General features: G+C 73.8%; 22 protein-coding genes and 1 pseudogene. 11 read left to right on the top strand and 12 right to left on the bottom strand.

The annotated features are described in order from the left end of the window. Window positions 1-27 precede the first annotated feature (27 nt). Window positions 28-1,422, top strand: coding sequence for a GNAT family N-acetyltransferase (locus tag QHG49_RS29820; RefSeq protein WP_301491921.1), 1,395 nt, complete (start codon window positions 28-30; stop codon window positions 1,420-1,422). A gap of 93 nt (window positions 1,423-1,515) precedes the next feature. On the opposite strand, the gene QHG49_RS29815 is transcribed toward QHG49_RS29820, so the two are convergent. After that, window positions 1,516-2,715, bottom strand: a complete 1,200-nt coding sequence (locus QHG49_RS29815; RefSeq protein ID WP_159699288.1) for a PLP-dependent aspartate aminotransferase family protein — start codon at window positions 2,713-2,715, stop codon at window positions 1,516-1,518. 60 nt (window positions 2,716-2,775) lie between these two features. Between QHG49_RS29815 and QHG49_RS29810 the strand changes: the two genes are divergently transcribed. The 5 genes from QHG49_RS29810 (at window position 2,776) to QHG49_RS29790 (ending at window position 8,146) form a co-directional block, all read left to right on the top strand. After that, a complete protein-coding gene (locus tag QHG49_RS29810) occupies window positions 2,776-3,261 on the top strand; it encodes an Lrp/AsnC family transcriptional regulator (protein WP_301491919.1) in 486 nt (161 codons plus the stop codon). A gap of 53 nt (window positions 3,262-3,314) precedes the next feature. Beyond that, window positions 3,315-5,003: a DUF885 domain-containing protein gene (locus QHG49_RS29805; protein WP_301491918.1), complete on the top strand. Its 1,689-nt coding sequence runs from the start codon at window positions 3,315-3,317 to the stop codon at window positions 5,001-5,003. 245 nt (window positions 5,004-5,248) lie between these two features. After that, on the top strand, window positions 5,249-5,485 hold the full coding sequence (locus QHG49_RS29800; RefSeq protein WP_159699297.1) for a ferredoxin: 237 nt from the start codon (window positions 5,249-5,251) through the stop codon (window positions 5,483-5,485). Then, on the top strand, window positions 5,475-6,866 hold the full coding sequence (locus tag QHG49_RS29795) for an NAD(P)/FAD-dependent oxidoreductase (protein WP_301491916.1): 1,392 nt from the start codon (window positions 5,475-5,477) through the stop codon (window positions 6,864-6,866). The genes QHG49_RS29800 and QHG49_RS29795 overlap by 11 nt, the downstream gene beginning before the upstream one ends. A 38-nt stretch (window positions 6,867-6,904) precedes the next feature. Beyond that, window positions 6,905-8,146: a cytochrome P450 gene (locus QHG49_RS29790; RefSeq protein WP_301491914.1), complete on the top strand. Its 1,242-nt coding sequence runs from the start codon at window positions 6,905-6,907 to the stop codon at window positions 8,144-8,146. A 13-nt stretch (window positions 8,147-8,159) separates the two neighbouring features. Here the strand turns inward: QHG49_RS29790 and QHG49_RS29785 are convergent, their stop codons facing one another. The 6 genes from QHG49_RS29785 to QHG49_RS29760 all read right to left on the bottom strand — a co-directional run bounded on the left by QHG49_RS29785 (window position 8,160) and on the right by QHG49_RS29760 (window position 14,946). Beyond that, window positions 8,160-8,672 (bottom strand): immunity 21 family protein, encoded by a 513-nt coding sequence (locus QHG49_RS29785; protein ID WP_159699306.1) that lies wholly within the window; start codon window positions 8,670-8,672, stop codon window positions 8,160-8,162. Window positions 8,673-8,737: 65 nt separating this feature from the next. After that, entirely contained in the window at window positions 8,738-11,737 is a 3,000-nt protein-coding gene (locus tag QHG49_RS29780) for an SMC family ATPase (RefSeq protein WP_301491913.1), read from the bottom strand. Then, window positions 11,734-12,897, bottom strand: coding sequence for an exonuclease SbcCD subunit D (locus QHG49_RS29775; protein WP_301491912.1), 1,164 nt, complete (start codon window positions 12,895-12,897; stop codon window positions 11,734-11,736). The genes QHG49_RS29780 and QHG49_RS29775 overlap by 4 nt, the downstream gene beginning before the upstream one ends. Window positions 12,898-13,004: 107 nt before the next feature. Beyond that, complete coding sequence (locus QHG49_RS29770) at window positions 13,005-13,631, bottom strand: YigZ family protein (RefSeq protein ID WP_145486161.1); 627 nt, start codon at window positions 13,629-13,631, stop codon at window positions 13,005-13,007. Window positions 13,632-13,663: 32 nt separating this feature from the next. After that, entirely contained in the window at window positions 13,664-14,209 is a 546-nt protein-coding gene (locus QHG49_RS29765; protein ID WP_301491911.1) for a histidine phosphatase family protein, read from the bottom strand. Beyond that, window positions 14,206-14,946, bottom strand: a complete 741-nt coding sequence (locus QHG49_RS29760) for a hypothetical protein (RefSeq protein WP_301491910.1) — start codon at window positions 14,944-14,946, stop codon at window positions 14,206-14,208. The genes QHG49_RS29765 and QHG49_RS29760 overlap by 4 nt, the downstream gene beginning before the upstream one ends. Before the next feature lie 146 nt (window positions 14,947-15,092). Between QHG49_RS29760 and QHG49_RS29755 the strand changes: the two genes are divergently transcribed. After that, window positions 15,093-15,500: a CoA-binding protein gene (locus tag QHG49_RS29755; protein WP_145486164.1), complete on the top strand. Its 408-nt coding sequence runs from the start codon at window positions 15,093-15,095 to the stop codon at window positions 15,498-15,500. Window positions 15,501-15,701: 201 nt separating this feature from the next. Beyond that, window positions 15,702-17,345, top strand: coding sequence for an APC family permease (locus QHG49_RS29750; RefSeq protein ID WP_159699321.1), 1,644 nt, complete (start codon window positions 15,702-15,704; stop codon window positions 17,343-17,345). A 58-nt stretch (window positions 17,346-17,403) separates the two neighbouring features. Here the strand turns inward: QHG49_RS29750 and QHG49_RS29745 are convergent, their stop codons facing one another. Further along, on the bottom strand, window positions 17,404-17,784 hold the full coding sequence (locus tag QHG49_RS29745) for a metalloregulator ArsR/SmtB family transcription factor (protein WP_301491909.1): 381 nt from the start codon (window positions 17,782-17,784) through the stop codon (window positions 17,404-17,406). 61 nt (window positions 17,785-17,845) lie between these two features. Between QHG49_RS29745 and QHG49_RS29740 the strand changes: the two genes are divergently transcribed. Continuing rightward, entirely contained in the window at window positions 17,846-18,880 is a 1,035-nt protein-coding gene (locus QHG49_RS29740; protein ID WP_301491908.1) for a cation diffusion facilitator family transporter, read from the top strand. A gap of 2 nt (window positions 18,881-18,882) precedes the next feature. Here QHG49_RS29740 and QHG49_RS29735 read toward each other — a convergent pair whose 3' ends face one another. Then, the gene (locus tag QHG49_RS29735) at window positions 18,883-19,440 is read right to left on the bottom strand and encodes a YbaK/EbsC family protein (protein ID WP_145486167.1); all 558 of its coding nucleotides are present in this window, start codon (window positions 19,438-19,440) and stop codon (window positions 18,883-18,885) included. An 89-nt stretch (window positions 19,441-19,529) separates the two neighbouring features. After that, the gene (locus QHG49_RS29730) at window positions 19,530-20,102 is read right to left on the bottom strand and encodes a helix-turn-helix domain-containing protein (protein ID WP_145486168.1); all 573 of its coding nucleotides are present in this window, start codon (window positions 20,100-20,102) and stop codon (window positions 19,530-19,532) included. 123 nt (window positions 20,103-20,225) lie between these two features. Between QHG49_RS29730 and QHG49_RS29725 the strand changes: the two are divergent. Then, window positions 20,226-20,687, top strand: a pseudogene (locus QHG49_RS29725) (hypothetical protein); the annotation flags it as partial. Window positions 20,688-20,705: 18 nt separating this feature from the next. Here QHG49_RS29725 and QHG49_RS29720 read toward each other — a convergent pair. Then, on the bottom strand, window positions 20,706-21,470 hold the full coding sequence (locus tag QHG49_RS29720) for an acyltransferase (protein WP_159699333.1): 765 nt from the start codon (window positions 21,468-21,470) through the stop codon (window positions 20,706-20,708). A gap of 121 nt (window positions 21,471-21,591) precedes the next feature. Here QHG49_RS29720 and QHG49_RS29715 point away from each other — a divergent pair, with 121 nt between their 5' ends. After that, window positions 21,592-22,119, top strand: a complete 528-nt coding sequence (locus QHG49_RS29715; RefSeq protein WP_159699336.1) for a gamma carbonic anhydrase family protein — start codon at window positions 21,592-21,594, stop codon at window positions 22,117-22,119. Between the two features lie 97 nt (window positions 22,120-22,216). Here the strand turns inward: QHG49_RS29715 and QHG49_RS29710 are convergent, their stop codons facing one another. Continuing rightward, window positions 22,217-22,861: a DedA family protein gene (locus QHG49_RS29710; RefSeq protein WP_085562696.1), complete on the bottom strand. Its 645-nt coding sequence runs from the start codon at window positions 22,859-22,861 to the stop codon at window positions 22,217-22,219. Window positions 22,862-23,077: the final 216 nt, after the last annotated feature.

The following is a 23,077-nucleotide window of genomic DNA, read 5'->3' as shown; positions in this document are numbered from 1 at the left end:
CTTCACAGTGGTTGTATGACTCCGGATATGTCTGATGTGACCCGCGCCCGGCACGGCCGGCCCGTGCACCACTGGCGGCGGGACCTCGTGGAACTTGCCGCCCTCTTCACCGCCGTCGCCGTGGCCGACGGGGTGGCGAACCTGATCGGGCACGGCCCCGACGGCCCCGCCCTGCTGATGATCTCGGCGCTCGCGCTGGCCGCGACGGCGGGCTTCCACACCTGGTGGGCACGGCGCCACGGCCATGCACCGCCCCCGCCCCCGGCCGCTGATACCGGTGCCCGGCCGGCCGCCTCCGCGCGGTCGGCCGGGCCGGGCGACGGCGCCGACGGGGTGACGGGGACCAGCACGCTGTGGCGGATGCGGACGACGGTCAGGGACGCGCCCGGTTCGCTGGCCGCGCTGTGCACGGCGCTGGCCGAGCACCGGGTGGACATCCTGAGCCTCCAGACGCACCCGCTGGCCGACGGCACCGTGGACGAGTTCCTGCTGCGGGCGCCCGGGGCGCTGAGCGCGGCGGAGCTGACCCGGGCCGTCGCGGCGGCCGGGGGCGCGTCCACGTACATCGAGCGGGCCGACGCCCACGATCTGGTCGACGCCCCGACCCGGGTGCTGGGCCTGGCCACCCGTACGGCGCTGGACGCGGCGGAACTGCCGCTGGCGCTCCGCCAGTTGCTCGGCCGGTGCACGATCCGCTCGCTGCCCGGCCGGGGCCGCGAGCGGGAATCGGTGCCGGCGGAAGGGGTGTTGGAGGAGACGGTGATGCGGCTGCGGGCGCCGGAGGGCGGCGTGCTCAGCGTGGAACGGCCGTATCTGCCGTTCACGCCCACCGAGTTCGCGCGGGCACGGGCGCTGGTGGAGCTGGACGCCCGGCTGGGGCCCCGGATCCCGGACGGGCAGGACGTGCTGACGCTGCCCGAGGGCGACGACATCGCCGTACGGCGGATCGACACCGGTGAGCTGGCGGCGGCGAAGGCGATGCACGAGCGCTGCTCGGCCCGCACGCTGACACTGCGCTACCACGGGCCCGTCGGCGACGCCGACCGCTATCTCCACCATCTCCTCAGCCCCCGTTTCGGGCGGACGCTCGCCGCGCAGACGTCCTCCGGGCGGATCGTCGGTCTCGGGCATCTGCTGTGGGACGGCGACGAGACGGAGATCGCGCTGCTGATCGAGGACGACTGGCAGCGGCGGGGCGTCGGCGCCGAGCTGCTGCGGCGGCTGGTGGGGATGGCCCGGGAGGCCCACTGCGACAGCGTGTACGCGGTGACGCAGGCGTCCAACACCGGGATGGTCGCGGCGATGCGGGGCCTCGGGCTGCCGCTGGACTACCAGGTGGAGGAGGGCACGCTGGTGATCACCGCGCGCCTGGCCGCGGAGCCCTCGCCGCGCCCGGCGTACGGGACGGCCCGCCGGGACTGACACCGGCGCGGGATCGGCGGGACCGACATCGGCGCGGCGCGGCGGGACCGCCTCTCCCGGCCTCCAGGGCACCGGGAGAGGCTCACCGGTCCGTCAGCCCGTCGCCTTTGCCGTCCCGGCCGGCACCCGGGCCGGCTCCCCCAGCGCCTGGTCCAGGTCGGCCCACAGGTCGTCCACGTCCTCCAGCCCGACCGAGAGCCGCAGCAGCTTGTCGCCGACCCCCGCGCCCCGGCGGTCGTCGGCGTCCACGATGCGGTGGCTGATGGACGCGGGGTGCTGGATCAGGGTGTCCACGCTGCCGAGGCTCACCGCGGGGGTGACCAGCCGTACCCGGGAGATCAGCTCGTGCGGGTCTCCCGTCACCTCGAAGGCGATCATCGCGCCGCCGATGCGCGGGTAGTGGACGCGGGACACCCGCGGGTCCGAGGCGAGACGGCGAACCAGCTCGGCGGCGCTCGCGGAGGCCGCCCGGACCCGGACCGGCAGGGTGGACAGGCCGCGCAGCAGGAGGTACCCGGCCAGCGGGTGCAGGACGCCGCCGGTGGCGAAGCGGATCCGGCGCAGCCGGCCGGCCAGTTCCTCGTCGCAGGCCACCACCCCGGCCAGCACGTCCCCGTGGCCGCCGAGGTACTTGGTGGCGCTGTGCAGCACCAGCCGCGCGCCCTGCTCGGCCGGGCGTTGCAGCACCGGCGTGGCGAAGGTGTTGTCGACCAGCAGCGGCACCGAGCCGCACGCGTGCGCGACGGCCCGCAGATCCAGCTCGGCGAGGGTCGGGTTGGCCGGGGACTCGACCATCACCAGGCCGGTGTCCGGGCGCAGCGCGTCGGTGATGCCGGCCGGGTCGGTCCAGGTCACCTCGGTGCCGAGCAGCCCGGCGGTGAGCAGATGGTCACTGCATCCGTACAGCGGCCGTACCGCGACGACATGGCGCAGGCCCGTCGCCGACCGTGCGAGCAGGACGGCGCTGAGCGCGGCCATCCCGCTGGCGAACGCGACGGCGGACTCGGTGCCCTCCAGGCGGGCCAGCGCGGTCTCGAAGCGGGCGACGGTCGGGTTGCCGAGGCGGCCGTAGACGGGCGGGCCCACCGGGTCGGCGCCGTCGGTGGCGAAGGCGTCGATGCGCGCGGCCTCGCCCCGGCTGTCGTAGGAGGGGTAGGTCGTGGACAGGTCGATCGGCGGGGCGTGCAGCCCCTGGCGGGCGAGATCGTCGCGGCCGGCGTGCACGGCCTCGGTGGCGAGGGCTCTCGGTGCGGGGCGTACGTCGTCGTAGGCACCCGTGGTCGCTGTGTCCATGACGGGAAGGGTGAACATCGAACGGGTTGTGGTCGTTGAACCCCGTGCTATGTTCGGCCGATGCCCGAATCTGTCGTACTGGATCCGGTGGATCTCCAGCTGCTGCGGCTGTTGCAGAACGACGCCCGGAGCACGTACCGCGATCTCGCCGCCCAGGTCGGGGTGGCGCCGTCCACCTGTCTCGACCGGGTGACCCGGCTGCGCCGCTGCGGTGTGATCCTCGGTCACCGGCTGCGACTGGATCCGGCCAAGCTCGGCCGCGGCTTGCAGGCGCTGCTCTCGGTGCAGGTCAGGCCGCACCGCAGGGAGCTGGTGGGGCCGTTCGTGGAGCGGGTGCGGGCGCTGCCGGAGGCCCGCTCGGTCTTCCATCTGACCGGTCCCGACGACTACCTGGTGCATGTGGCCGTCGCGGACATGGCCGACCTCCAGCGGCTGGTCCTGGACGAGTTCACGGCGCACCGCGAAGTCGCCCGGGTGGAGACCCGGTTGATATTCCAGCAGTGGGAGTGCGGGCCGCTGCTGCCGCCCGGCCACGCCGACAGCTGAATCCCCGCCGCCGCGGGTGACGCGGAGATCTCTCTCGTACGAGGATGGGCGGCATGTCTGAGATCAACACCCCGCTGCCCCGCCAGGTCGCCGACGCGTACGTCGACGAGCTGATCGCCCTCGACCCGGTGATCGGCACCTACCTCGGTGTGCCGGAGAGTTCGCGCACGCTGCCCGACTACTCGCCCGCGGGCCAGGAGGCGCTCGCGGAGCTGTCCCGGACCACCCTCGCCAAGCTGGACGAGGCGGAGCGCGGGCCCGGCGACGACAGCGATGTGGAGCGGCGCTGCGGACGGCTGCTGCGGGAGCGGCTGACCGCCGAACTCGCCGTGCACGACGCGCAGGAGCATCTGCGCGCCGTCGGCAACATGCACACGCCCGGCCACTCGGTGCGCGACATCTTCACCGTGATGCCGGCGGACTCCGAGGAGGACTGGGCGGCGATCGCCGAGCGGCTGCGCGCGGTGCCGGGCGCGATCGCCGGTTACCGCGAGTCGCTTCAACTCGGCCTGGACCGCAAGCTGTTCGCGGCGCCGCGGCCGACCGAGACCTTCATCGGGCAGCTCGGCGAGTGGATCGACACGGACGGCAAGGGTCTCGGCTGGTACGAGGAGTTCGCCGCCGCCGGCCCGGACGCGCTGCGCACCGAGCTGGACGCGGCGGCCCGTACCGCCACCGCCGCCCTGGCCGAACTGCGCGACTGGCTGCGGGACGTGTACGCGCCGGCCGTCGAGGGCGCCCCGAACGTCGTGGGCCGGGAGCGGTACGCGCGCTGGTCGCGCTACTTCAACGGCACCGACCTGGACCTGGACGAGGCGTACGCGTACGGCTGGTCCGAGTTCCACCGCATCCTCGGCGAGATGAAGCGCGAGGCGGAGAAGATCCTGCCCGGCGCCGAGACCCCCTGGGTGGCGCTGGCGCACCTGGACGAGCACGGCCGGCACATCGGCGCGGACGAGGTCCAGGGCTGGCTCCAGGGCCTGATGGACCGGGCGATCGCCGATCTGGACGGCACCCACTTCGAACTCGCCGAGCGGGTGCGGCGGGTGGAGTCGCGCATCGCCCCGCCCGGCGGCGCGGCGGCCCCCTACTACACGGGCCCCTCGGAGGACTTCTCCCGGCCCGGCCGCACCTGGCTGCCCACCATGGGCCTGGACCGCTTCCCGGTCTACGACCTGGTGTCGACCTGGTACCACGAGGGCGTGCCCGGCCATCACCTCCAGCTCGCGCAGTGGGTGCACGTGGCCGAGGACCTGTCCCGCTACCAGGCGACGGTGGGCATCGTCAGCGCCAACGCCGAGGGCTGGGCGCTGTACGCGGAGCGGCTGATGGACGAGCTGGGCTACCTCGGCGACGCGGAGGAGCGCCTCGGCTACCTGGACGCGCAGATGATGCGGGCGGCCCGGGTGATCGTGGACATCGGCATGCATCTGGAGCTGGAGATCCCGGCGGACTCGCCGTTCCACCCGGGCGAGCGCTGGACGCCGGAGCTGGCGCAGGAGTTCTTCGGGGCGCACAGCAGCCGCCCCGCGGACTTCGTGGAGAGCGAGCTGACCCGCTACCTGACCATCCCGGGCCAGGCCATCGGCTACAAGCTGGGCGAGCGGGCCTGGCTGCTGGGCCGGGAGCGGGCCCAGCAGCGGCACGGCGCGTCGTTCGACCTGAAGTCCTGGCACATGGCGGCCCTCTCCCAGGGTTCGCTCGGCCTGGACGACCTGGTGGACGAGCTGTCCAGCCTCTGAGCGCTCCGGCAGCCCGGCGCTCCGGCCCCTGAGCGCTCCCGACGCCGGGTGCTCCGGACGCCGGGTGCTCCTGATTCCGAGCGCTCCGGACTCCGAGCGCCCCGCTCACTCGATCGGCGTGCCCGGCGCGCGGGTCACCCGGCTTCGCTTCCATGCTGGCGAACGGGGGACGACCGCCGTCCGGGCCGCCGTACGCGCCAGCCGCGTGGTGCGCGCTCCGGACCCTGGCCACCGGAAGGGCGTCGATGAGGCTCGTCGTCGATCTCAACAAGTGTCAGGGGTACGCGCAGTGCGCGTTCCTCGCGCCGGACGTCTTCGCCATGCACGGCGAGGAATCGCTCGTCTACGACCCGCAGCCCGACCACGAGCAGCGCGAGCGGCTGGCGCGGGCCGTGGCCGCCTGCCCGGTGCAGGCGATCACGGCCGACGGGGTGGACGGCCACGGGGCTTTCCGGGGCCCGGAGGCCCCCGATGGCCACTGAGCACATGGACCGGCTCCGCCGCGAGGGCCGGATCGCGATCGTGGGCGCCTCGCTGGCCGGGCTGCGGGCGGCGGAGACGCTGCGCGCGGAGGGCTTCGCCGGGGAGCTGACGCTGATCGGGGACGAGCCGTACGAGCCGTACGACCGTCCGCCGCTGTCCAAGGCGGTGCTGCTCGGCCGGGCGGATCCGCTCCGCACCGAGCTGCCCCGGCGCCGGGAGATCGACGCCAAGTGGCGGCTCGGTGTGGCGGCCACCGGGCTGGACCTGACGGCCGGGCGGGTGCGGCTGTCCGACGGGGACGAGGTGGAGTACGACCGGCTGCTCATCGCCACCGGGGTGCGCGCCCGGCCCTGGCCGAGGGAGTCGGAGGCCCGGCTGGACGGCGTCTTCGTGCTGCGCACCCGGGACGACGCGGCCGGGCTGTACCAGCGGCTGCGCGCGGGGCCGCGCCGGGTGTTCGTGATCGGCGCCGGGTTCGCGGGCTGCGAGGTCGCCTCCGCCTGCCGGGAGCAGGGCGTCCAGGTGACGGTCGCGGAACGGGCGGGCGCGCCGCTGGTGGGCGCGCTCGGCGGGGTGGTCGGGGCGGTCGCCGCGGATCTGATGCGCGAGCACGGCGTGGATCTGCGCACCCGGGTGACGGTGACCGCGCTGGAGGGCGACGCGGCCGGGCGGGTGCGGGCGGTCCATCTGTCCGACGAGAGCGTGGTCGAGGCGGACGTGGTCGTGGTCTCGCTGGGCTCGCTGCGCAACACCGAGTGGCTGAACGGGTCGGGGCTCGGCGCGGGCCCCCGGGGCATCGCCTGCGACGCGGGCTGCCGGGCCTTCGACTTCCGGGGCATCGTCACCGACGACGTGTTCGTGGCGGGCGATGTGGCGCGCTCCCCGCACGCGCTGTTCGAGTACCAGTTCCTGTCCCTGGAACACTGGGGCAACGCGGTGGCGCAGGCGGAGACGGCCGCGCACAACATGATCTGCGACGGTGCCGACCGGCACCCGCATCTGTGGATGCCGGCGTTCTGGTCCTCGCAGTTCGGGGTGAACATCAAGTCGGTCGGGGTGCCCCCGATGGGCGAGGAGCTGATGATCACCCAGGGTTCGACGGCGGAGCGCCGGTTCGTCGGGGTCTACGGCCACAAGGGCCGGGTGGTCGCCGCGGTGAGCTTCGACAACACGCGGTGGCTGGAGTTCTACCAGCGGGCGATCGAGCGGGGCGCGCCGTTCCCGGTGGAGCACCCGACGCTGGACCGGCGCCCCGAGAACCGGCGCCCGGTGCCGGCCGACTTCCCCGATCCGTCCCTGCCGACCCACGGCCCGATGGTGACCCTGAGCGGCTACTCACCGGCCGACACCCAGCTCGTCTTCCACCCCGCCCGCCACTGACCGGCGCCCGACCGCCGGCTGCGCCCCGAGGACTCCCCATGACGCAAGACTCGATCGTGCGCCGGATCACCGACTTCGCCAACCGTGCCGACCCGTACCCGGTCTACCGGGAGCTGCGCGGGACACCGGTGCTGCACGAGGAGGAGGGCGGCCCCTACGTCATCAGCTCCTACTGGGACATCGAGGCGCTGCTGCACGATCCGCGGATCAGCTCCGACGCGGCCAATCTGGCGGCGGCCGGGGACGACGCCCTGCTCCAGTCGGAGGAGACGGGCGGGCTGCCGCCGTCGTTCCTGCGCCTGGACCCGCCCGAGCACGACCGGCTGCGGCGGATCGCCAACAGCGCCTTCGGGCCGCCGCACCGGCCGCACCGGATCGACGGGATGCGGGGCGAACTCCAGAAGATCGTCACCGACTTGATCGACGGCTTCGGGGACGCCCGCGGGGTCGACCTGGTCGACCAGTTCGCCTACCCGTTCCCGGTGACCGTGATCTGCCGGCTGCTGGGGGTACCCCGGGAGGACGAGCCGCGCTTTCGCGCCTGGGTCGATCCGCTGGTGGCGAGCCTCGACCCGGGGACGCGGCGGGAGGCGGACGAGGAGTTCGCCAGGACCGCGCGCGAGGCCCGGATGCAGCTCGGCATGTATCTGGCGGGGCTGGCGGAGGAGCGTGCCAAGGAGCCGCGCGACGATCTGCTGTCCGACCTGGTGAACAGCCATGGCCCGGACGGCGCGATGACGATGATGGAGGTGCTCAGCACCTCCGTCCTGCTGCTGATCGCGGGCCATGAGACGACCGTCAACCTGATCACCAACGGCATGCTGACGCTGCTGCGCCACCCGGACGTCCTGGAGCGGCTGCGCCATGAGCCGGATCTCGCGCCCCGGCTGGTGGAGGAACTGCTGCGCTACGAGCCGCCGGTGCAGCTGGTGCCGCAGCGCACCTGCATCACCGACATCGAGGTGCGCGGGGTGACCATCCCGAAGGGCTCGCGGATCTGGCTGGTGCTGGCCGCGGGCAACCGGGACCCGGAGCGCTTCGAGGACCCCGAGCGGTTCGACCCGGACCGCGAGGACATCCAGCACCTCGGCTTCGGCAGCGGCATCCACATCTGCTTCGGGGCACCGCTGGCCCGCCTGGAGACCCAGATCGCACTGACCGAGCTGGCCCGCCGCCTGGAGAACCCCCGCCTGGTACAGGACCCGCCACCGTACCGGCCGAACGCGGTACTGCGCGGCCCCCGCCATCTGGAGATCACCTTCGACGGCATCCGGCCCTGAAACCCCCGCGCTCCTAGGCGATCCTGTCGAGCTGGACCAGTCCCACCCAGGTCTCGGCGCCCGGCTGGGCGTAGGCGGTGCGCACGGTGTACGACCCCGCGGTGAGCGGTATCCGCAGGTGCTCCTGCCGGTCCGCCTCGCCGCCCGGCCAGGCCGAGTCGAACAGCACCACGGGCCCCGGCACCTCCCAGCGCAGCTCCTGCTCCCACACCGCCGTCTCCAGCGCGGCGGGCACCCCGGCGAGCAGGTCGCGCTCGGAGTCCGCGGCCGACCACCGTACGAAGGCGTGGTGCTCGGGCAGATAGGAGGTGGCGGCCGGTTCGTCACCGAGGACGAGGGCCGCGCTGTCGCCGACCGGGAGCAGCCCGGCGTACCCGGAGACCTCGCAGGCCCGGTCGTAGTCCGTGTCCAGCTCCTCGCTGTCGGCACCCGCCCAGAACGGCAGGACCACCTCCGGAACGGCGATCAGGGGGCCGCCGCCCGACTCCACCCACTCCAGCACTCCGCGATCTTCAAACCGAGCCATGGGCGAAGAACCTACACGCCCGCCGGACGAGCACCGAACTCGCCTGCCGCAGCGGACAGTTGGGGTCAGTCGATGCCCCGGTGCCGCAGCGTCGACCCCGTTCGGCCCTTGACGATCTCCAGTTGGGCGTGGACGCGGCGGCGCAGGTCGGCGACATGGCTGACGATGCCGACGCTGCGGTCGCGTTCGCGCAGGCCGTCGAGGACGTCGAGGACCTCGTCCAGGGTCTGGTCGTCCAGGCTGCCGAAGCCCTCGTCGATGAAGAGGGTGTCCAGGCGGACCCCGCCGGCCTCGTCGGTGACGACGTCGGCGAGGCCGAGGGCGAGCGCGAGGGAGGCGAAGAAGGTCTCGCCGCCGGACAGTGTCGCGGTGTCCCGTTCGCGGCCGGTCCAGGCGTCCACGACATGCAGGCCGAGCCCGCTGCGGCCGCGTCCGCTGCGGCCGTCGGAGTGCACGAGGGTGTAGCGGCCGGAGGACATCCGCTGGAGGCGGGCGGTCGCGGCGGCGGCGACCTGCTCCAGGCGGGCGGCGAGCACGTAGGACTCCAGGCGCATCTTGCGCTCGTTGTCGGCCGCGGTGCCCGCGGTGAGGGCGGCGAGCCGGGCGACGCGGTCGTACTCCGCGCGCAGCGGGGCCAATTGGCGCACGGCGGCGGTGGCGCGGGTGGAGAGGCGGTCCAGTTCGGCGCAGCAGCGGGCGGCGGCGTCGCGGGCGGAGGCGGCCGTCCGCAGCCGGTGCTCGGCCGCGATCGCGGCACGTTCGGCGTCGGCCGGGTCGGCGGGCGGCAGCTGGGCGGCGGCCGCGGTGTCGGCCTCGGCGAGTACGGCGCGTACGGCGGCCTCCTCCGACTGCCGTGCGTCCAGCCGGTGTTGGAGCTCGCGGTGGGCCGCGTCGGTGAGCAGGGCGTCGGCCGCCTCCTGGGGGGTGGCGAAGCCGGCCCGGTAGGCGGCGTCGGCGAGCCGGGCGTCGGCGGACTTGAGGCGCTGCGCGGTCTTCTCGGCGGCGCGCACCGCGTCGGCGGCCTCGGTGAGCAGGGCGGCCCGCCGCTCCAGCTGTGCGGCGCGCGCGGCCACGCTGTCGGCGGTGCCGCGTGCCTGCGTCAACTCGCTTTCCAACCGGGTCTGTTCGCGCTCCAGGGCCTCGCGCCGGGTGAGCCGGGAGGCGGCCCGTACGGCGGCCTCCTGCCGGTCGGCGAGGCGCCACTCGCGCTCCTGCTCGGCGCGCCGCAGCTCCTCCCGGGCGGCGTGCAGGGCGGAGGCGGCGCGATGGGCGCGGGCGTACTCCCGCTCCAACTCGGCCGCCTCGGCTTCGAGTCGGGCGGTGGGTGTCTCGCCGGCCTCGGCGGTGGCGACGGCCAGGGCCTTGCCGATGTCACCGGCGTGCCGTTCCTCTTCGGTGTGCCGCCGGTCGGCCTCCTGGGCGGCGGTGTGGGCGCGCTCCTCGGTCGCGCGGTCCACATGTCCGGCGACCTTGCGGGCGGGCGCGGGGTGTTCGATGGCGCCGCAGACCGCGCAGGGTGCGCCGTCGGTGAGGTGGGCGGCGAGTTCGGCGGCGATGCCGTCGAGGCGCTGTTCCTTGAGTTCGAGCCAGTGGGCGCGGGCGTCCAGCGCTTGCTGCGCGGATTCCTGGGCGCGCCGCCGGGCCGTCTCCAGGTCGGCGGCGAGGGCGTCGCGGGTGCGGGCGGCGGTCAGGCGGCGCCCCATCGGCTCGCGCTGGACGGCGAGCTGTTCGGCGCGGGTCGCGGCCTCCTGGGCGGTGTCGATGCGCGCCTGGAGCGTCGTACGCGTGCCCTCCCAGCCGTCCAGCCAGACGTCGGCCTCGCGCAGCACGTCCTCGTCGGCGCGCTCCTGGCGGTCCAATCCGGCGCGTTCCGTGACCAGTTCGGCGAGGCGGCGCTCGGCGCGACGGGCGGCGTCGAGGCCGCCCAGCTCCTCGGCGGCGCGGCGCGCGGCGGCGGCGAGCCCGCTCGCGTCGGCGGCGGCGAGGGGCGCGGGCAGCGGGCCCCGGGCGCGGGCCTCGGCGGCGTCGGCCACGCGGTGTTCCCGCTCGGCCTCCGCACGCAGCTCCAGCGCGGGCGCGACCGCCTCCGCCTTGCGGGAGCGCTCCATGCGCTCCTGGTCGGCGAGGTGCTCGGCGGCCCGCGCCTGGAGGTGTTCGGCCCGGCGCCGCGCCTCGGCGAACCGGCCCTGGAGCCGGGCGAGTTCGCGGATGCCGTCGAGGGTGCGGCGGGCCCCCGTGTGGGCGGACTCGGCGGCGGTGAGGCGGCTGTGGGCGACGGCGAGGCGTTCGCGGGCGGTGCTGCGGGCGACGGCGGCGGCGCCGAGCACGGCCTCGGCCAGACCCGGGTCGCCCGGTGCCAGCTCGGGCAGCTCCATGGCGTCGCCGGCCTCCTGCTGCATGCGGTGGGCGTCGGCGAGCAGCGCCGCGTCGCCCTCGCGCACCCGGGCCTCGGCCGCGCGGCGGCGTTCGGCGAGCCGCTTCTCCACGTCGGCGAAGCGCCGGGTGTCGAAGAGGCGGCCGAGGAGGCGGCCCCGGGCCTCGGCGTCGGCGCGCAGGAAGCGGGCGAAGTCGCCCTGGGGCAGCAGCACCACCTGGCAGAACTGCTCGCGGCTCATGCCGAGCAGCTGCTCGAACTCGGCGCCGATCTCCTGGTGGGAGCGGCTGAGGTCCTTCCAGGCGGCCGCCTGGGTGTCGTACTCGCGCAGCCAGGTCTGGGCCTTGTCGACGGTGGTGCCCGTGCCGCGCAGCTTGGGCCGCTCCCAGGGCGGCTGCCGGGTGACCTCGAACCGGCGTCCGGCGACGGTGAGTTCGAGCCGGATCTCGGTGCGGGTGCGGGGCTCGGCGTGGTCGCTGCGCAGGTTCATGCCCTGGCCCGTGCCGCTCTGACGGGCGCCGGGGACGGAGCCGTAGAGCGCGTAGCAGACGGCGTCCAGGACGGAGGTCTTGCCGGCGCCGGTGGGGCCGTGCAGCAGGAAGAGCCCGGCGGCGGACAGGGCGTCGAAGTCGACGCTCTGGGCGCCGCCGAAGGGGCCGAAGGCGGTGATGTCGAGCCGGTGCAGCCTCACTTGGCCACCTCCCGTACGACGGCGTCGGCGCGGACGGCGTCGAACGCCTCGCGCAGCACGGCCGCCTCCCGTTCGTCGGGCCCGGCGCCCCGCACATGGGCGACGAAGTCCTCGGCGATCTGCTGGTCGCTGCGGCCGGCGAGGCGGCGGGCGTAGGAGACCCGGGGGTCGTCGGGGGCGCGTTCGGGGGCGAAGACCAGGCTCAGGGTGTGCGGGAAGCGCTCGGTGAGCCTGGCCATCGGCTCGGGCGGGCGGACGGCGTCGGTGAGGGTGGCCTCGACCCAGGCGTCCGTGTGGCGGTCGAGGTCCGGGTCGGCGAGCAGCTCCGCCAAGGTGCCGCGGACGCGGGCCAGCGGGCGGGGCACCGGGCAGTCGAGGCGCTCGGCGGTCACGGCGCCGTCGGCGGCGAGGTCGATCAGCCACATGCTCTTGCGGTGGTCGGCCTCGGAGAAGGAGTAGGCGAGCGGGGAGCCGGAGTAGCGCACCCGCTCGGTGAGGGTCTGGCAGCCGTGCAGATGCCCGAGGGCCACATAGTCGGCGCCGTCGAAGATCTGGGCGGGTACGGCGGCGACCCCGCCGACGGTGATGTCCCGCTCGCTGTCGCTGGCCTGTCCGCCGGTGACGAAGGCGTGGGCGAGGACGACGCCGCGGGTGCCCGCCGGGCGGGTCGCGAGGTCGGCGCGGACCCGGTCCATGGCCGCCGCGAGGACGGCCTCGTGCCCGGCTTTCGCCACCCCGAACTCGTCTTTCACCAGGGCGGGTTCGAGGTACGGCAGTCCGTAGAAGGCGACCTCGCCGTGGGCGTCGGCGAGCACCACCGGGGTGGCGACGGCGGACGGCTCGGTGCGCAGATGGATGCCGGCGCGGTCGATGAGTCCCGCGCCGACGCCGAGGCGGCGGGCCGAGTCGTGGTTGCCCGAGATCATCACCGTGGGCACACCCAGCCCGGCGAGGCGGTGCAGGGCGTCGTCGAACAGCTCGACGGCGGCCAGCGGGGGCACCGCGCGGTCGTACACGTCTCCCGACACGACCACCGCGTCCACCTCGCGCTCGCGCACGGTGGCGACCAGGTGTCCGATGAAGTCGGCCTGGGCCCCGAGCATGCTCACCCGGTGGAAGGCCCGGCCGAGATGCCAGTCGGACGTGTGCAGGAGTCTCATGACTCCCGAGACTAACGGCCGGGTACGACAACACGGCCGGTCCCGCCCGTATCGCCCGTCATACCCCGGACACCACAAGGGTGTTATGCCCGTTTTGTCACCACGCTTCAGGCGTCCCCGTACGCCTCGCCGCCCAGCTCGAAGGCGGCCGTACCCGCCGTCGCGTCGGCGAGCCACCCCCGGAAGGCGTCCACGTCGGCGTCCGGCAGGCCGATCTCGATGGTGACGGCCTCGCCGTAGCGGACGTCGCGGACCTCGCGGCCGGTGGCGCGCAGCTCGTTCTGGAGCTTGCCCGCGCGCTGGTGGTCGACGGTGACCGCGGCCAGCCGGAAGCGGCGCCGGGTGCGGGTGCCGAGGGTGTCCAGGGCCTCGCCGACGGCACCGCCGTAGGCGCGGATGAGCCCGCCGGCGCCGAGCTTGACGCCGCCGTAGTAGCGGGTGACGACGGCGACGACGTACCGCATGTCGCGGCGCAGCAGCATCTGGAGCATGGGGACACCGGCCGTGCCGCCCGGTTCGCCGTCGTCGCTGGCCTTCTGCACGGAGGCGTCGGCGCCGATGACGTACGCCCAGCAGTTGTGGGTGGCGTCGGCGTGCTCCTTGCGGACGGCCGCGACGAAGTCCTGCGCCTCCCGCTCGGTGGCGGCCGGGGCGAGGGCGCACAGGAAGCGGGAACGGTTGATCTCGGTCTCGTGCACGCCCGCGCGGGCCACTGTGCGGTACTCGTCCTGCATCCCGCCAGCCTATGCGCAGGCACCGGGGCGCCTCAGGCGTGGGTCTTGCCCCGGGGCACGGTGAACCAGGTCAGCAGGGCGACGCCCGAGGCGAGGGCGGCCCAGCCGGTGCCGCGCCAGGCGAGGACCGCGACGGCGCAGGTGGGGAACTTGGCGCGCAGCCGCTCCAGGCTGTCGTCCAGTCCGTCCCCGGCCAGCGTCAGGACGAGGTCCTCCAGGCCCGGGTTGTGCCCGACGAGCAGCAGCGTCTCCACCTCGGGCGGGGCCTCGCGCACGACCTCCAGCAGGGCCGGTACGTCGGCCTCGTACAGCCGGGGTTCGTAGCGCACCCGGGGCGGGGTCCCCCATTCGTCGGAGGCGAGCTGCCAGGTGCGGCGGGCGCGTACGGCGGTGGAGCACAGGGCGAGGTCGGGCAGCAGGTCGGCCTCGGCGAGGGCGCGGCCGGCCGCGGGGGCGTCGCGCAGACCGCGCGGCGCGAGCGGTCTGCGGTGGTCGGGCACGCCCTCGGGCCAGGCCGACTTGGCGTGTCTGAGCACGACGAGCCGGCGCAGTGGGCCGGTGCCCGCGCGGTCGCTCACCCGAGGGTCCCGAGGTCGCGGGCGAGTTCGAGGGCGAGCAGCCGGTCGGCGTAGGCGAACGTCTCGAACCGGGCGCCGTCGGCCACCGCCGGATCGGCCGCGGCCGCCGTCAGCGCCGCCAGCACGCCCGGCATGCCCAGATCGTCCTCCCACGCCTCGGTGAGCCGCGTGCGCACCGCCTCCGGCACGGGCCGCGAGGGCCCCCGCGCCCAGCCGGCCATGTCCCGCCGCCACCCGGCCAGCCGCTCGGCGGCACCCCTCAGGGTCGCCTCGTCCAGCGTGACGGTCTCCCCGTGAGGGACGGAGAGGAGGGCGAGGCGCAGGGCGGTGGGGTCGGCGAGCAGCGCGGGGCCGGACAGCGGGGGCTCCTCGCCTCCCGCCCACACCACGGGCGCCACGGCCACCACCGGCCCGTCGCTCCCGGCGGCCGGGTCCGCCTCCCCCGCCGTCACCCGCACCACCCCGGTCTCCGCGAACCCCGGCCCGTGCGCCTCCTCGAAGGGGCGGACGGCGAGGGCGTCGGCGGCGGGGCGCAGCTTCGGGGACTGGCCGGGGGCGGTCGGCCACGCCTGGAGGCCGTTCAGTTCGAGGGCGCGGGCGAGGAGGTCGGCGGTCAGCAGCACCCGCAGGGACGTGAGGCCGGGCCCGGGGGCCCGGGCCTCGATACGGGTCAGGCCGCGGCGGGCGGGCGCGGCGGCGACGGACTCACCGGTTCGGGCGTCGAGGATGCGCAGCACGGGCCGAGCGTAGGCGCGCGAGGGCCGCTGCGCTGGCACCGCGCGCCGATTCCGGACACCGTGGCGGGGTAGGGAGACGGGAATCGGTGCCTCCGGGGCCCGGTCGACGGCATCGGAAAGCTGCACACACCACACAGGAGGCGGACGTGTACGACGAAGAGGCGGCGATTCGCAGGATTCTGACCGAACGGGGCGATACCTGGGCGGTGGTCGGGCTGTCCGGCAATTCCGCGCGGCCCGCGTACCGGGTGGCGCAGGTGCTCCAGCGGTACGGCAAGCGGATCGTGCCGGTGCACCCCAAGGCGGAGACGGTGCACGGCGAGCAGGGGTACGCCTCGCTCGCGGACATCCCCTTCGACGTCGACGTGGTGGACGTCTTCGTCAACAGCGCACTGGCGGGCGCGGTGGCCGCCGAGGCGGTGGCGAAGGGCGCCAAGGCGGTCTGGTTCCAGCTCGGCGTCGTCGACGAGGACGCCTGCGAAAGCACCCGGGCCGCTGGTCTGGACATGGTCATGGACCGCTGTCCCGCGATCGAAATTCCACGCTTGAGCTAGTGTCAGAACTTCTTCATCACAATTCGCTGATGAATATTGACATTCGCACATGGTGACTGAGCTGTGGAAACCCTGTCCCCAAGATGGACAAGATCCTGGGTCAAGATTTGGCAATCAGTCTTTTGCCGACGCGGAAACCGTTCCTAGCCTGTGGCCTCCCTCCCCGTTAAAACCGCGTTTACGATCTGAAGGGCCACTTGCATGACGAAAGTCGACCAGGCTGCACCGGTAGCCACGAGTGAGACCGGGGGCCTGCGCCGCGACGTGGGGCTCATCGGCCTGATGTGGGCCTCCGTGGGGTCCATCATCGGCTCCGGCTGGCTCTATGGCGCCGAGAAGGCCGTCGTCGTGGCCGGCCCCGCGGCGATCATCTCGTGGGTGATCGGCACGGTGGCCATCGTCCTGCTGGCGCTCGTGCACGCCGAGCTCGGCGGCATGTTCCCGGTGGCGGGCGGTACGGCGCGCTACCCGCACTACGCCTTCGGCGGCCTGGCCGGCATGTCCTTCGGCTGGTTCTCCTGGCTCCAGGCGGCCACCGTGGCCCCCATCGAGGTCGAGGCGATGATCGGCTACGCCGGTCACTGGAAGTTCGCCCAGGGTCTCCAGCACGCCGACGAGACGCTGACCACCAGCGGAATCGTTACTGCGATCGTGCTCATGGCGATCTTCGTCGGCGTGAACTTCTTCGGCGTCCGGGCCCTGGCGCACACCAACAGCGCGGCCACCTGGTGGAAGATCGCGATCCCGCTCGCCGCGATCTTCATCATCGCCATCGGCAACTTCCACGGCTCCAACTTCACCTCGGAGGGCTTCGCCCCGTTCGGCGCCAAGGGTGTGCTGGGCGCGATCAGCTCCAGCGGCATCATCTTCGCGCTGCTCGGCTTCGAGCAGGCGATCCAGCTGGCCGGTGAGAGCCGCAACCCGCAGCGCGACCTGCCCCGCGCGACGCTCGGCTCGGTGGCCATCGGCGCCGGTATCTACATCCTGCTCCAGATCGTGTTCATCGCCGCGCTGCCGCACGCCTCCTTCGTGCACGGCTGGGGGAAGCTGGCCTACGCGGGCATCAGCGGCCCCTGGGCGGGCCTCGCGACCGTGGTCGGCCTCGGCTGGCTGGGTTGGGTGCTGTACGTCGACGCGATCATCTCCCCCGGTGGCACCGGCCTGATCTACACGACCGCCACCTCCCGCGTCTCCTACGGCCTGGCCAAGAACGGCTACGCCCCGAAGGCGCTCACCAGGACCGACAAGCGCGGCGTGCCGTGGATCGGTCTGATCGTCACCTTCGTCACCGGCATCCTCTGCTTCCTGCCCTTCCCGAGCTGGCAGGAGCTGGTCGGCTTCATCACCTCGGCGAGCGTGCTGATGTACGCGGGCGCGCCGCTGGCCTACGGCGTCTTCAGCGACCGTCTGCCGCACTTCGAGCGCCCCTACCGGCTGCCCTTCGGCAAGTTCATCTCGCCCGCGTCCTTCGTGGTCGCCAACCTGATCATCTACTGGAGCGGCTGGAACATCCTGTGGCGGCTGGCCTTCGCCATCCTCCTCGGCTACGTCCTGATGGGCTCGTACGCCCTGTGGGCCAACCTCAAGGGCAAGCCGGACGCCCCCCGGATGGACTTCAAGGCCGCGCAGTGGCTGCCGGTCTACCTGCTGGGCATCGGCCTGATCTCCTGGCAGGGCAGCTTCGGCGAGGGCAGCCAGGGCCACATCAAGCTGTACTGGGACATCCTGGTCATCGCCGTCTTCTCCCTCGGCATCTACTACTGGGCCAAGGCCACCGCCTCCACGACGGAGGCGATCGAGCGCAGCATCGACGAGGTCGTCGTGACGGACGCGCCCGCGCACTGATCACCACCTCCCCCGGGTGCCCCGCCAGCCACTCCCCGGCCGGCGGGGCACCGTCGCGTCACGGGGCCGACGCCCGGTCGCGGGAGCGGTTCCGGCGTTCCGACAACTGGTGGTCCGCCGTCTTCAGGGCCTCGTCCACCAGGCGGCGCAGATGGCCGTGGCGCAGGGAGTAGATGACCCGGCGGCCTTCTTTGCGGGTGTCGACCAGGCCGGCGAGGCGGAGGCGGGCCAGGTGCTGGCTGACGGCGGGGCGGGCGGCGGCGCAGGCCTCGGTGAGGGTGGTGACGTCGGCCTCGCCCGAGGTCAGGGCGTGCAGCAGGGCGAGGCGGGTGCGGTCGCCGAGCAGCGCGAGGAGTTCCGCCGCGAGCGCGAACTGCTCCTCGCCCGGGGTGCGCTGATGCGCAGGGTGCGCAGGTGATAGGTGCATGCGTGCGCTCATACGCACATAATGGCTCCGTGGGCGCCCCGCGTCCACCGCAGCCCAGCAGAAGGGGACTCCCGTGAGCCACCATCACGCCCACGACCACGGCCCGCACCGGCACGGCACCTCCTCCCTGCGCCACCGTCTGGCCCATCTCCTGACCCCGCACTCCCACGAGACCGCCGACAAGCTCGACGCGGCGCTGGAGTCCTCGGCCCAGGGCCTGCGCGCCCTGTGGGTCTCGCTCGCCGTGCTGGGCGCGACCGCGCTGGCGCAGGCGGGCGTGGTCGCCGTCTCCGGCTCGGTCGCGCTGCTCGGCGACACGGTGCACAACGCCGCCGACGCGCTGACCGCCGTACCGCTCGGCATCGCCTTCGTGCTGGGGCGGCGCGCGGCGAACCGGCGGTTCACCTACGGCTACGGCCGCGCCGAGGACCTCGCCGGTCTGGTGATCGTGCTGACCATCGCCGCCTCCGCCGCCTTCGCCGCCTGGGTGGCCGTCGGGCGGCTGCTCGACCCCCGCCCGGTCGCGAACGTGCCCGCCGTCGCGGTGGCCGCGCTGGTCGGCTTCGCGGGCAACGAGTGGGTGGCCCGGTACCGGATCCGGACGGGCCGCCGGATCGGCTCGGCCGCGCTCGTCGCCGACGGGCTGCACGCCCGTACCGACGGCTTCACCTCGCTCGCCGTGCTGCTGGGCGCGGCCGGCTCCGCGCTCGGCCTCCAACTCGCCGACCCGGTCGTGGGGTTGGCGATCACCGCCGCGATCGTGCTGGTGCTGCGGGACGCGGCGCGCGAGGTGCTGCGGCGGATGCTGGACGCCGTGGACCCGGCGCTGGTGGACCGCGCCGAGCGGGCGGTACGCGCGGTGCCGGGCGTGGACCGGGTGGGCGAGCTGCGGCTGCGCTGGATCGGGCACCGGCTGCGGGCCGAACTCTCGGTCGTGGTGGACGGCGAGGCCACCCTGCGACAGGCGCACGCGATCGCCGTCGAGGCCGAACACGCCCTGCTGCACGCCCTGCCGAAGCTGTCGGCCGCGCTGGTGCACGCGGATCCGGCACCGGTGCCGGGCGAGCGCGACCCCCATCTGGCGCTGGCCCACCACCTCGCCGGCTGAGGTCAGGCCACGCCGAGGCCCTCCAGCACCACGGCCCCCGGCAGCTGGGCGAACACCTTGCCCGGTACCAGGAGTTTGCCCCGCCTGCGGCCGCTGCCGACCAGGACGTACGGCAGGTCGACGACGGCCGGGTCCACCAACAGGGGCCAGTCGGCGGGCAGTCCGATCGGGGTGATGCCGCCGTACTCCATGCCGCTCTCCCCCGTCGCCGTCTCCATCGGGGCGAACGACGCCTTGCGGGCGCCCAGTCGACGGCGGACCGCGCCGTTGACGTCGACCCGGGTGGTGGACAGCACCAGGCAGGCCGCGAGGGTGGTCTCGCCGGCCCGCTTGGCGGCGACCACCACGCAGTTCGCGGACCGCTCGGGCAGGTCGTCGCCGTAGTGCTCCACGAAGACGGCGGTGTCGGCCCGGTCCGGGTCGGTGTCGACGTACAGGACCTGGTCGGCCGGGATCCCCGCGGACCAGTTCCGTACGGCCTCGGCCACCGGCTCGGTCAGCTCGGCCAGGCAGTCGGTCACCGGGGTCGCGGTCTCGAAGTCTCCGATGGGTGCGCGCATGGCCGCACGCTAACAAGGCGCGGCGGCCCGGCGCTGACGCGTCTCAGCGCGCGGGCGGCACGGAGATCACCGCGCGGGCGGCCGGGCGATCACTGCACGGGCGGCACGGAGACGGCCATCATCATCTGCATCGGGACCTCGCCGCGGTTGGCGTAGACGTGCGGGACATTGGCCTCGAAGGTGGCGCTCGCGCCGGTCGGCACGAGGTGGTCCTCGCCGTCGACCGTGAGCGTCAGCTCGCCCGCCGTGACGTGGACCAGCTCCACCGTGCCGGACGGGTGCGGCTCCGAGGGGCTCTCGTCCCCGGGCATCAGCGCCCAGTCCCAGATCTCCAGCGGGCCGGGCGCCTCGGTGCCCGCGAGCAGCCGGTTGTAGCTGCCGGAGGCAGTGTGCCACAGCCGTACCGCCCGCTCGGCGGGGACGATACGGACCCGGGGGCCGCGCTCGTAGTCGAGCAGGGTGGTGACGCTGACGCCGAGCGCGTCGCCGATCTTGACGATGGTGCCGATGCTCGGGTTGGTGCGGGCCTGCTCGATCTGGATCAGCATGCCGCGGCTGACCCCGGCGCGGGCGGCGAGCACGTCCAGGGTGAAACCGCGCACCGAGCGCCAGTGCCTGACGTTGCGCGCCAGGGACCGGGTGAGCAATTCGAGGTCCGACACGTTCCGGTCCCGTTCCGTCCCATATCCGAGATGGTTCATTTCTTGGATGACGTAGTTCAATCCACTGAACTACGGTGCAGCGCACCCGTTCGTTCAACAAACTGTACTGCGAGGCAGTACGACGGCCGTCGCGGTGCCGTCCTGGGCGCGATCGTCGTCGCCGCGGGCGCCTGGAGCGCGGCCGGGCCCCGGCTGTGGTTCGCGTTCGCGGCGGGCCTGGTCGGTCCGATCGCCCTGTTGGCCTTCTACAAGGCCCTGGCCCTCGGCCCGATGCGCGTCGTCTCGCTGCTCGCCACGCTCAGCGTCGCCGTGCCCGTCGGCGTGGGCCTGTTCCTCGGCGAGCGCCCGGGGCCGGTCCAGCTCGCGGGCATCGCGGACGCCGTCGGCGGGGTGGTCCTCGCGGGCGGCCCCCAGCCGCGCGGCGCGCCGGTGGAGCGGGGCACGGCCCTGCTGACGCTGGTCGCGGCGCTCGGCTTCGGCACGGTGTTCGCCCTGATCGCCGAGGCGACCACCACGGTCACCGGCCTGTACCTCTCGCTGTTCGTGCGGCGCCTGACCGATGCCGCGGTGGGCGGCGCCGTGCTCGGCGACGGGCTGAGGGGCTCAGCCCTCGGTCTCCAGCTCGGCGAGCCGGGCCACCGCGGACTCGTCCAGTTCGGCCAGCGCGCGCAGCTGCCCCGGGGTCGTCCCGTCCGGGATCGGCACCGGCGCCGGGGTCCGCAGCGGCGGCTGCCAGCCGCCCTCGGGCGTCCAGCGGCGTACGACCTTGGCGGGGGCGCCGGCCACCACGGCGTGGTCGGGCACCGTGCCCCGCACCACGGCACCGGCCGCGACCACCACGTTGCGGCCGATCCGCGCGCCGGGCAGGATCACCGCGCCGGTGCCGATCCAGCAGCCGGGGCCGATCTCCACCGGCTCCATGCGGGGCCACTGCCGGCCGATGGGCTCGTGCGGGTCGTCGTAGGAGTGGTTGGTCGAGGTGACGTAGACGTACGGCCCGAAGTAGCAGTCGCGGCCGATGGTCACCGTGGTGTCCGCGATGACATGGCTGCCGCGGCCGAGCACCACGCCGTCGCCGATGCGCAGGATCGGGTCCGGGCCGAGGTCCAGGTCGGGCATCAGACCGGCGGTCAGGGTGACCTGTTCGGCGATGATGCAGTGGGAGCCGAGCCGGATCCAGGGCTCGCCGAAGACCGTGCCGAGCGGGAAGGCGAGCCGGGTGGCCTCGCCGATGGCGCCGAAGCGGAGGCGCCCGGGGTGCTCCGCCGTGACGGAGCCGGTCCGCTGGACCCAGGCCCAGGCCGCGTGGACGGCACGCTGGGCGAGGCCATGGCGCCAGGATGAGAACGTGTTCTTGCGCTTCGGCACGGGGTCACGTTACTCACGGGTTGCGTCCGGCGAGAGGCCGGACCGCTGTGATCTTTGCCCCACCCGCTGTCGTACCGTGCGGAGTGCTTGTCGGAGTACTTATCGGCGCGAGGAGACGGTGATGACGCAGCGGGCACTGATCGTGGGCATCGGCGGCAAGGAGCCGCGGGTCGACGCGGAGGCGTTCGTGGCGCCGACGGCTTCGGTGATCGGGGACGTGACGCTGGGCGCGGGGGCGAGCGTCTGGTACGGCGCGGTGGTGCGCGGGGACGTCGAGACGATCACCGTGGGGGCGCGGGCGAATGTGCAGGACAACGTGACGCTGCACGCCGATCCCGGGTTCCCGGTGACCATCGGGGAGCGGGTGTCCGTCGGGCACAACGCGGTGGTGCACGGGGCGACGGTCGAGGACGACTGCCTGATCGGGATGGGGGCGACCGTGCTCAACGGCGCGGTGATCGGGGCGGGATCGCTGGTGGCGGCGCAGGCGCTGGTGCCGCAGGGGATGGTGGTGCCGGCGGGGTCGCTGGTGGCGGGGGTACCGGCGAAGGTGCGGCGCGAGCTGTCGCCGGAGGAGCGGGAGGGGGTCACCCTGAACGGGACGTTGTACGCGGACCTGGCTCAGGCGCACAAGGATGTGCATCGCTAGGCGGGTGGGCGACGAACGGTCGTCTGCGGTTCGTCGCGCGGTCGCCCCTATAAGCGCCACTTGAAGTGGCGCTCGAAGTGGCGCTTGTGGGGCGCCGTCACTCGCCGGCGTTGACGGGTTCCCGCTGGGACAGCTCCTGCTGGGTCTTCTTCGTCTTCCGCTTCACGATCAGCATCGTCGCCAGACCGATGACGACCGCCGCCCCCAGGCCCACGTAGGAGAACTTCTTCAGCCAGCCCTCGGCGACGACGCCCACGTAGTAGACGGCGGCGGTGGTGCCGCCGGCCCAGCAGATGCCGCCGAGGATGTTGGCGATCAGGAACTTCCAGTAGGGCATGTGCAGGACGCCGGCGAGGGGGCCCGCGAAGATGCGCAGCAGGGCGATGAAGCGGCCGAAGAAGACGGCCCACATGCCCCACTTCTGGAAGGAGCGCTCGGCGGTGGCCACATGGGCCTCGCCGAAGTGCCTCGGGAATTTCTTGCCCAGCCAGGCCAGCAGCGGCCGGCCGCCCTTGCGGCCGATGGCGTAGCCGATGGAGTCGCCGATCACCGCGCCCGCGGTGGCGCAGGCGCCCAGGATCAGCGGGTCGATGTGGGAGTGCTGGGAGGACATCAGCGCCGCCGAGACCAGGACGATCTCGCCGGGCAGCGGAATGCCGAGGCTCTCGACGCCGATCACCAGGGCCACCACGGCGTAGACGGCTACCGCCGGGACCGAGTCGAGCCATTCCTGGACGTGCACCGCGGGATCCTCCCCTGCCGCTGACCTTGCGCGGAAGCGTTGTGTAAAGCGCTCCCCAAAGAAGGCTACCCGGTCGGCGCCGAACGGCCGCTCAATGTGTGCCCTCCGGGCGGCACCGGCCCGCCCCCGAGCATTGGGTTCGCGGACATCCCGGTGTCACCCGGCGCGGGAAGGCTCCCCCCGGTTTCGCCCGCACCGCCTGCCCCGGGCCCCGCC

It is taken from the genome of Streptomyces sp. WP-1, from assembly GCF_030450125.1.
Classification (GTDB): Bacteria; Actinomycetota; Actinomycetes; order Streptomycetales; family Streptomycetaceae; genus Streptomyces; species Streptomyces incarnatus.
This window is presented reverse-complemented; position numbering and strand designations above follow the sequence as displayed.

Bases quoted from the DNA above. Each gene is read 5' to 3' on its own strand.
- QHG49_RS29820 (WP_301491921.1), top strand. From the start codon at position 28: ATGTCTGATGTGACCCGCGCCCGGCACGGCCGGCCCGTGCACCACTGG.
- QHG49_RS29815 (WP_159699288.1), bottom strand. From the start codon at position 2,715: ATGGACACAGCGACCACGGGTGCCTACGACGACGTACGCCCCGCACCG.
- QHG49_RS29810 (WP_301491919.1), top strand. From the start codon at position 2,776: ATGCCCGAATCTGTCGTACTGGATCCGGTGGATCTCCAGCTGCTGCGG.
- QHG49_RS29805 (WP_301491918.1), top strand. From the start codon at position 3,315: ATGTCTGAGATCAACACCCCGCTGCCCCGCCAGGTCGCCGACGCGTAC.
- QHG49_RS29800 (WP_159699297.1), top strand. From the start codon at position 5,249: ATGAGGCTCGTCGTCGATCTCAACAAGTGTCAGGGGTACGCGCAGTGC.
- QHG49_RS29795 (WP_301491916.1), top strand. From the start codon at position 5,475: ATGGCCACTGAGCACATGGACCGGCTCCGCCGCGAGGGCCGGATCGCG.
- QHG49_RS29790 (WP_301491914.1), top strand. From the start codon at position 6,905: ATGACGCAAGACTCGATCGTGCGCCGGATCACCGACTTCGCCAACCGT.
- QHG49_RS29785 (WP_159699306.1), bottom strand. From the start codon at position 8,672: ATGGCTCGGTTTGAAGATCGCGGAGTGCTGGAGTGGGTGGAGTCGGGC.
- QHG49_RS29775 (WP_301491912.1), bottom strand. From the start codon at position 12,897: ATGAGACTCCTGCACACGTCCGACTGGCATCTCGGCCGGGCCTTCCAC.
- QHG49_RS29770 (WP_145486161.1), bottom strand. From the start codon at position 13,631: ATGCAGGACGAGTACCGCACAGTGGCCCGCGCGGGCGTGCACGAGACC.
- QHG49_RS29750 (WP_159699321.1), top strand. From the start codon at position 15,702: ATGACGAAAGTCGACCAGGCTGCACCGGTAGCCACGAGTGAGACCGGG.
- QHG49_RS29745 (WP_301491909.1), bottom strand. From the start codon at position 17,784: ATGAGCGCACGCATGCACCTATCACCTGCGCACCCTGCGCATCAGCGC.
- QHG49_RS29735 (WP_145486167.1), bottom strand. From the start codon at position 19,440: ATGCGCGCACCCATCGGAGACTTCGAGACCGCGACCCCGGTGACCGAC.
- QHG49_RS29715 (WP_159699336.1), top strand. From the start codon at position 21,592: ATGACGCAGCGGGCACTGATCGTGGGCATCGGCGGCAAGGAGCCGCGG.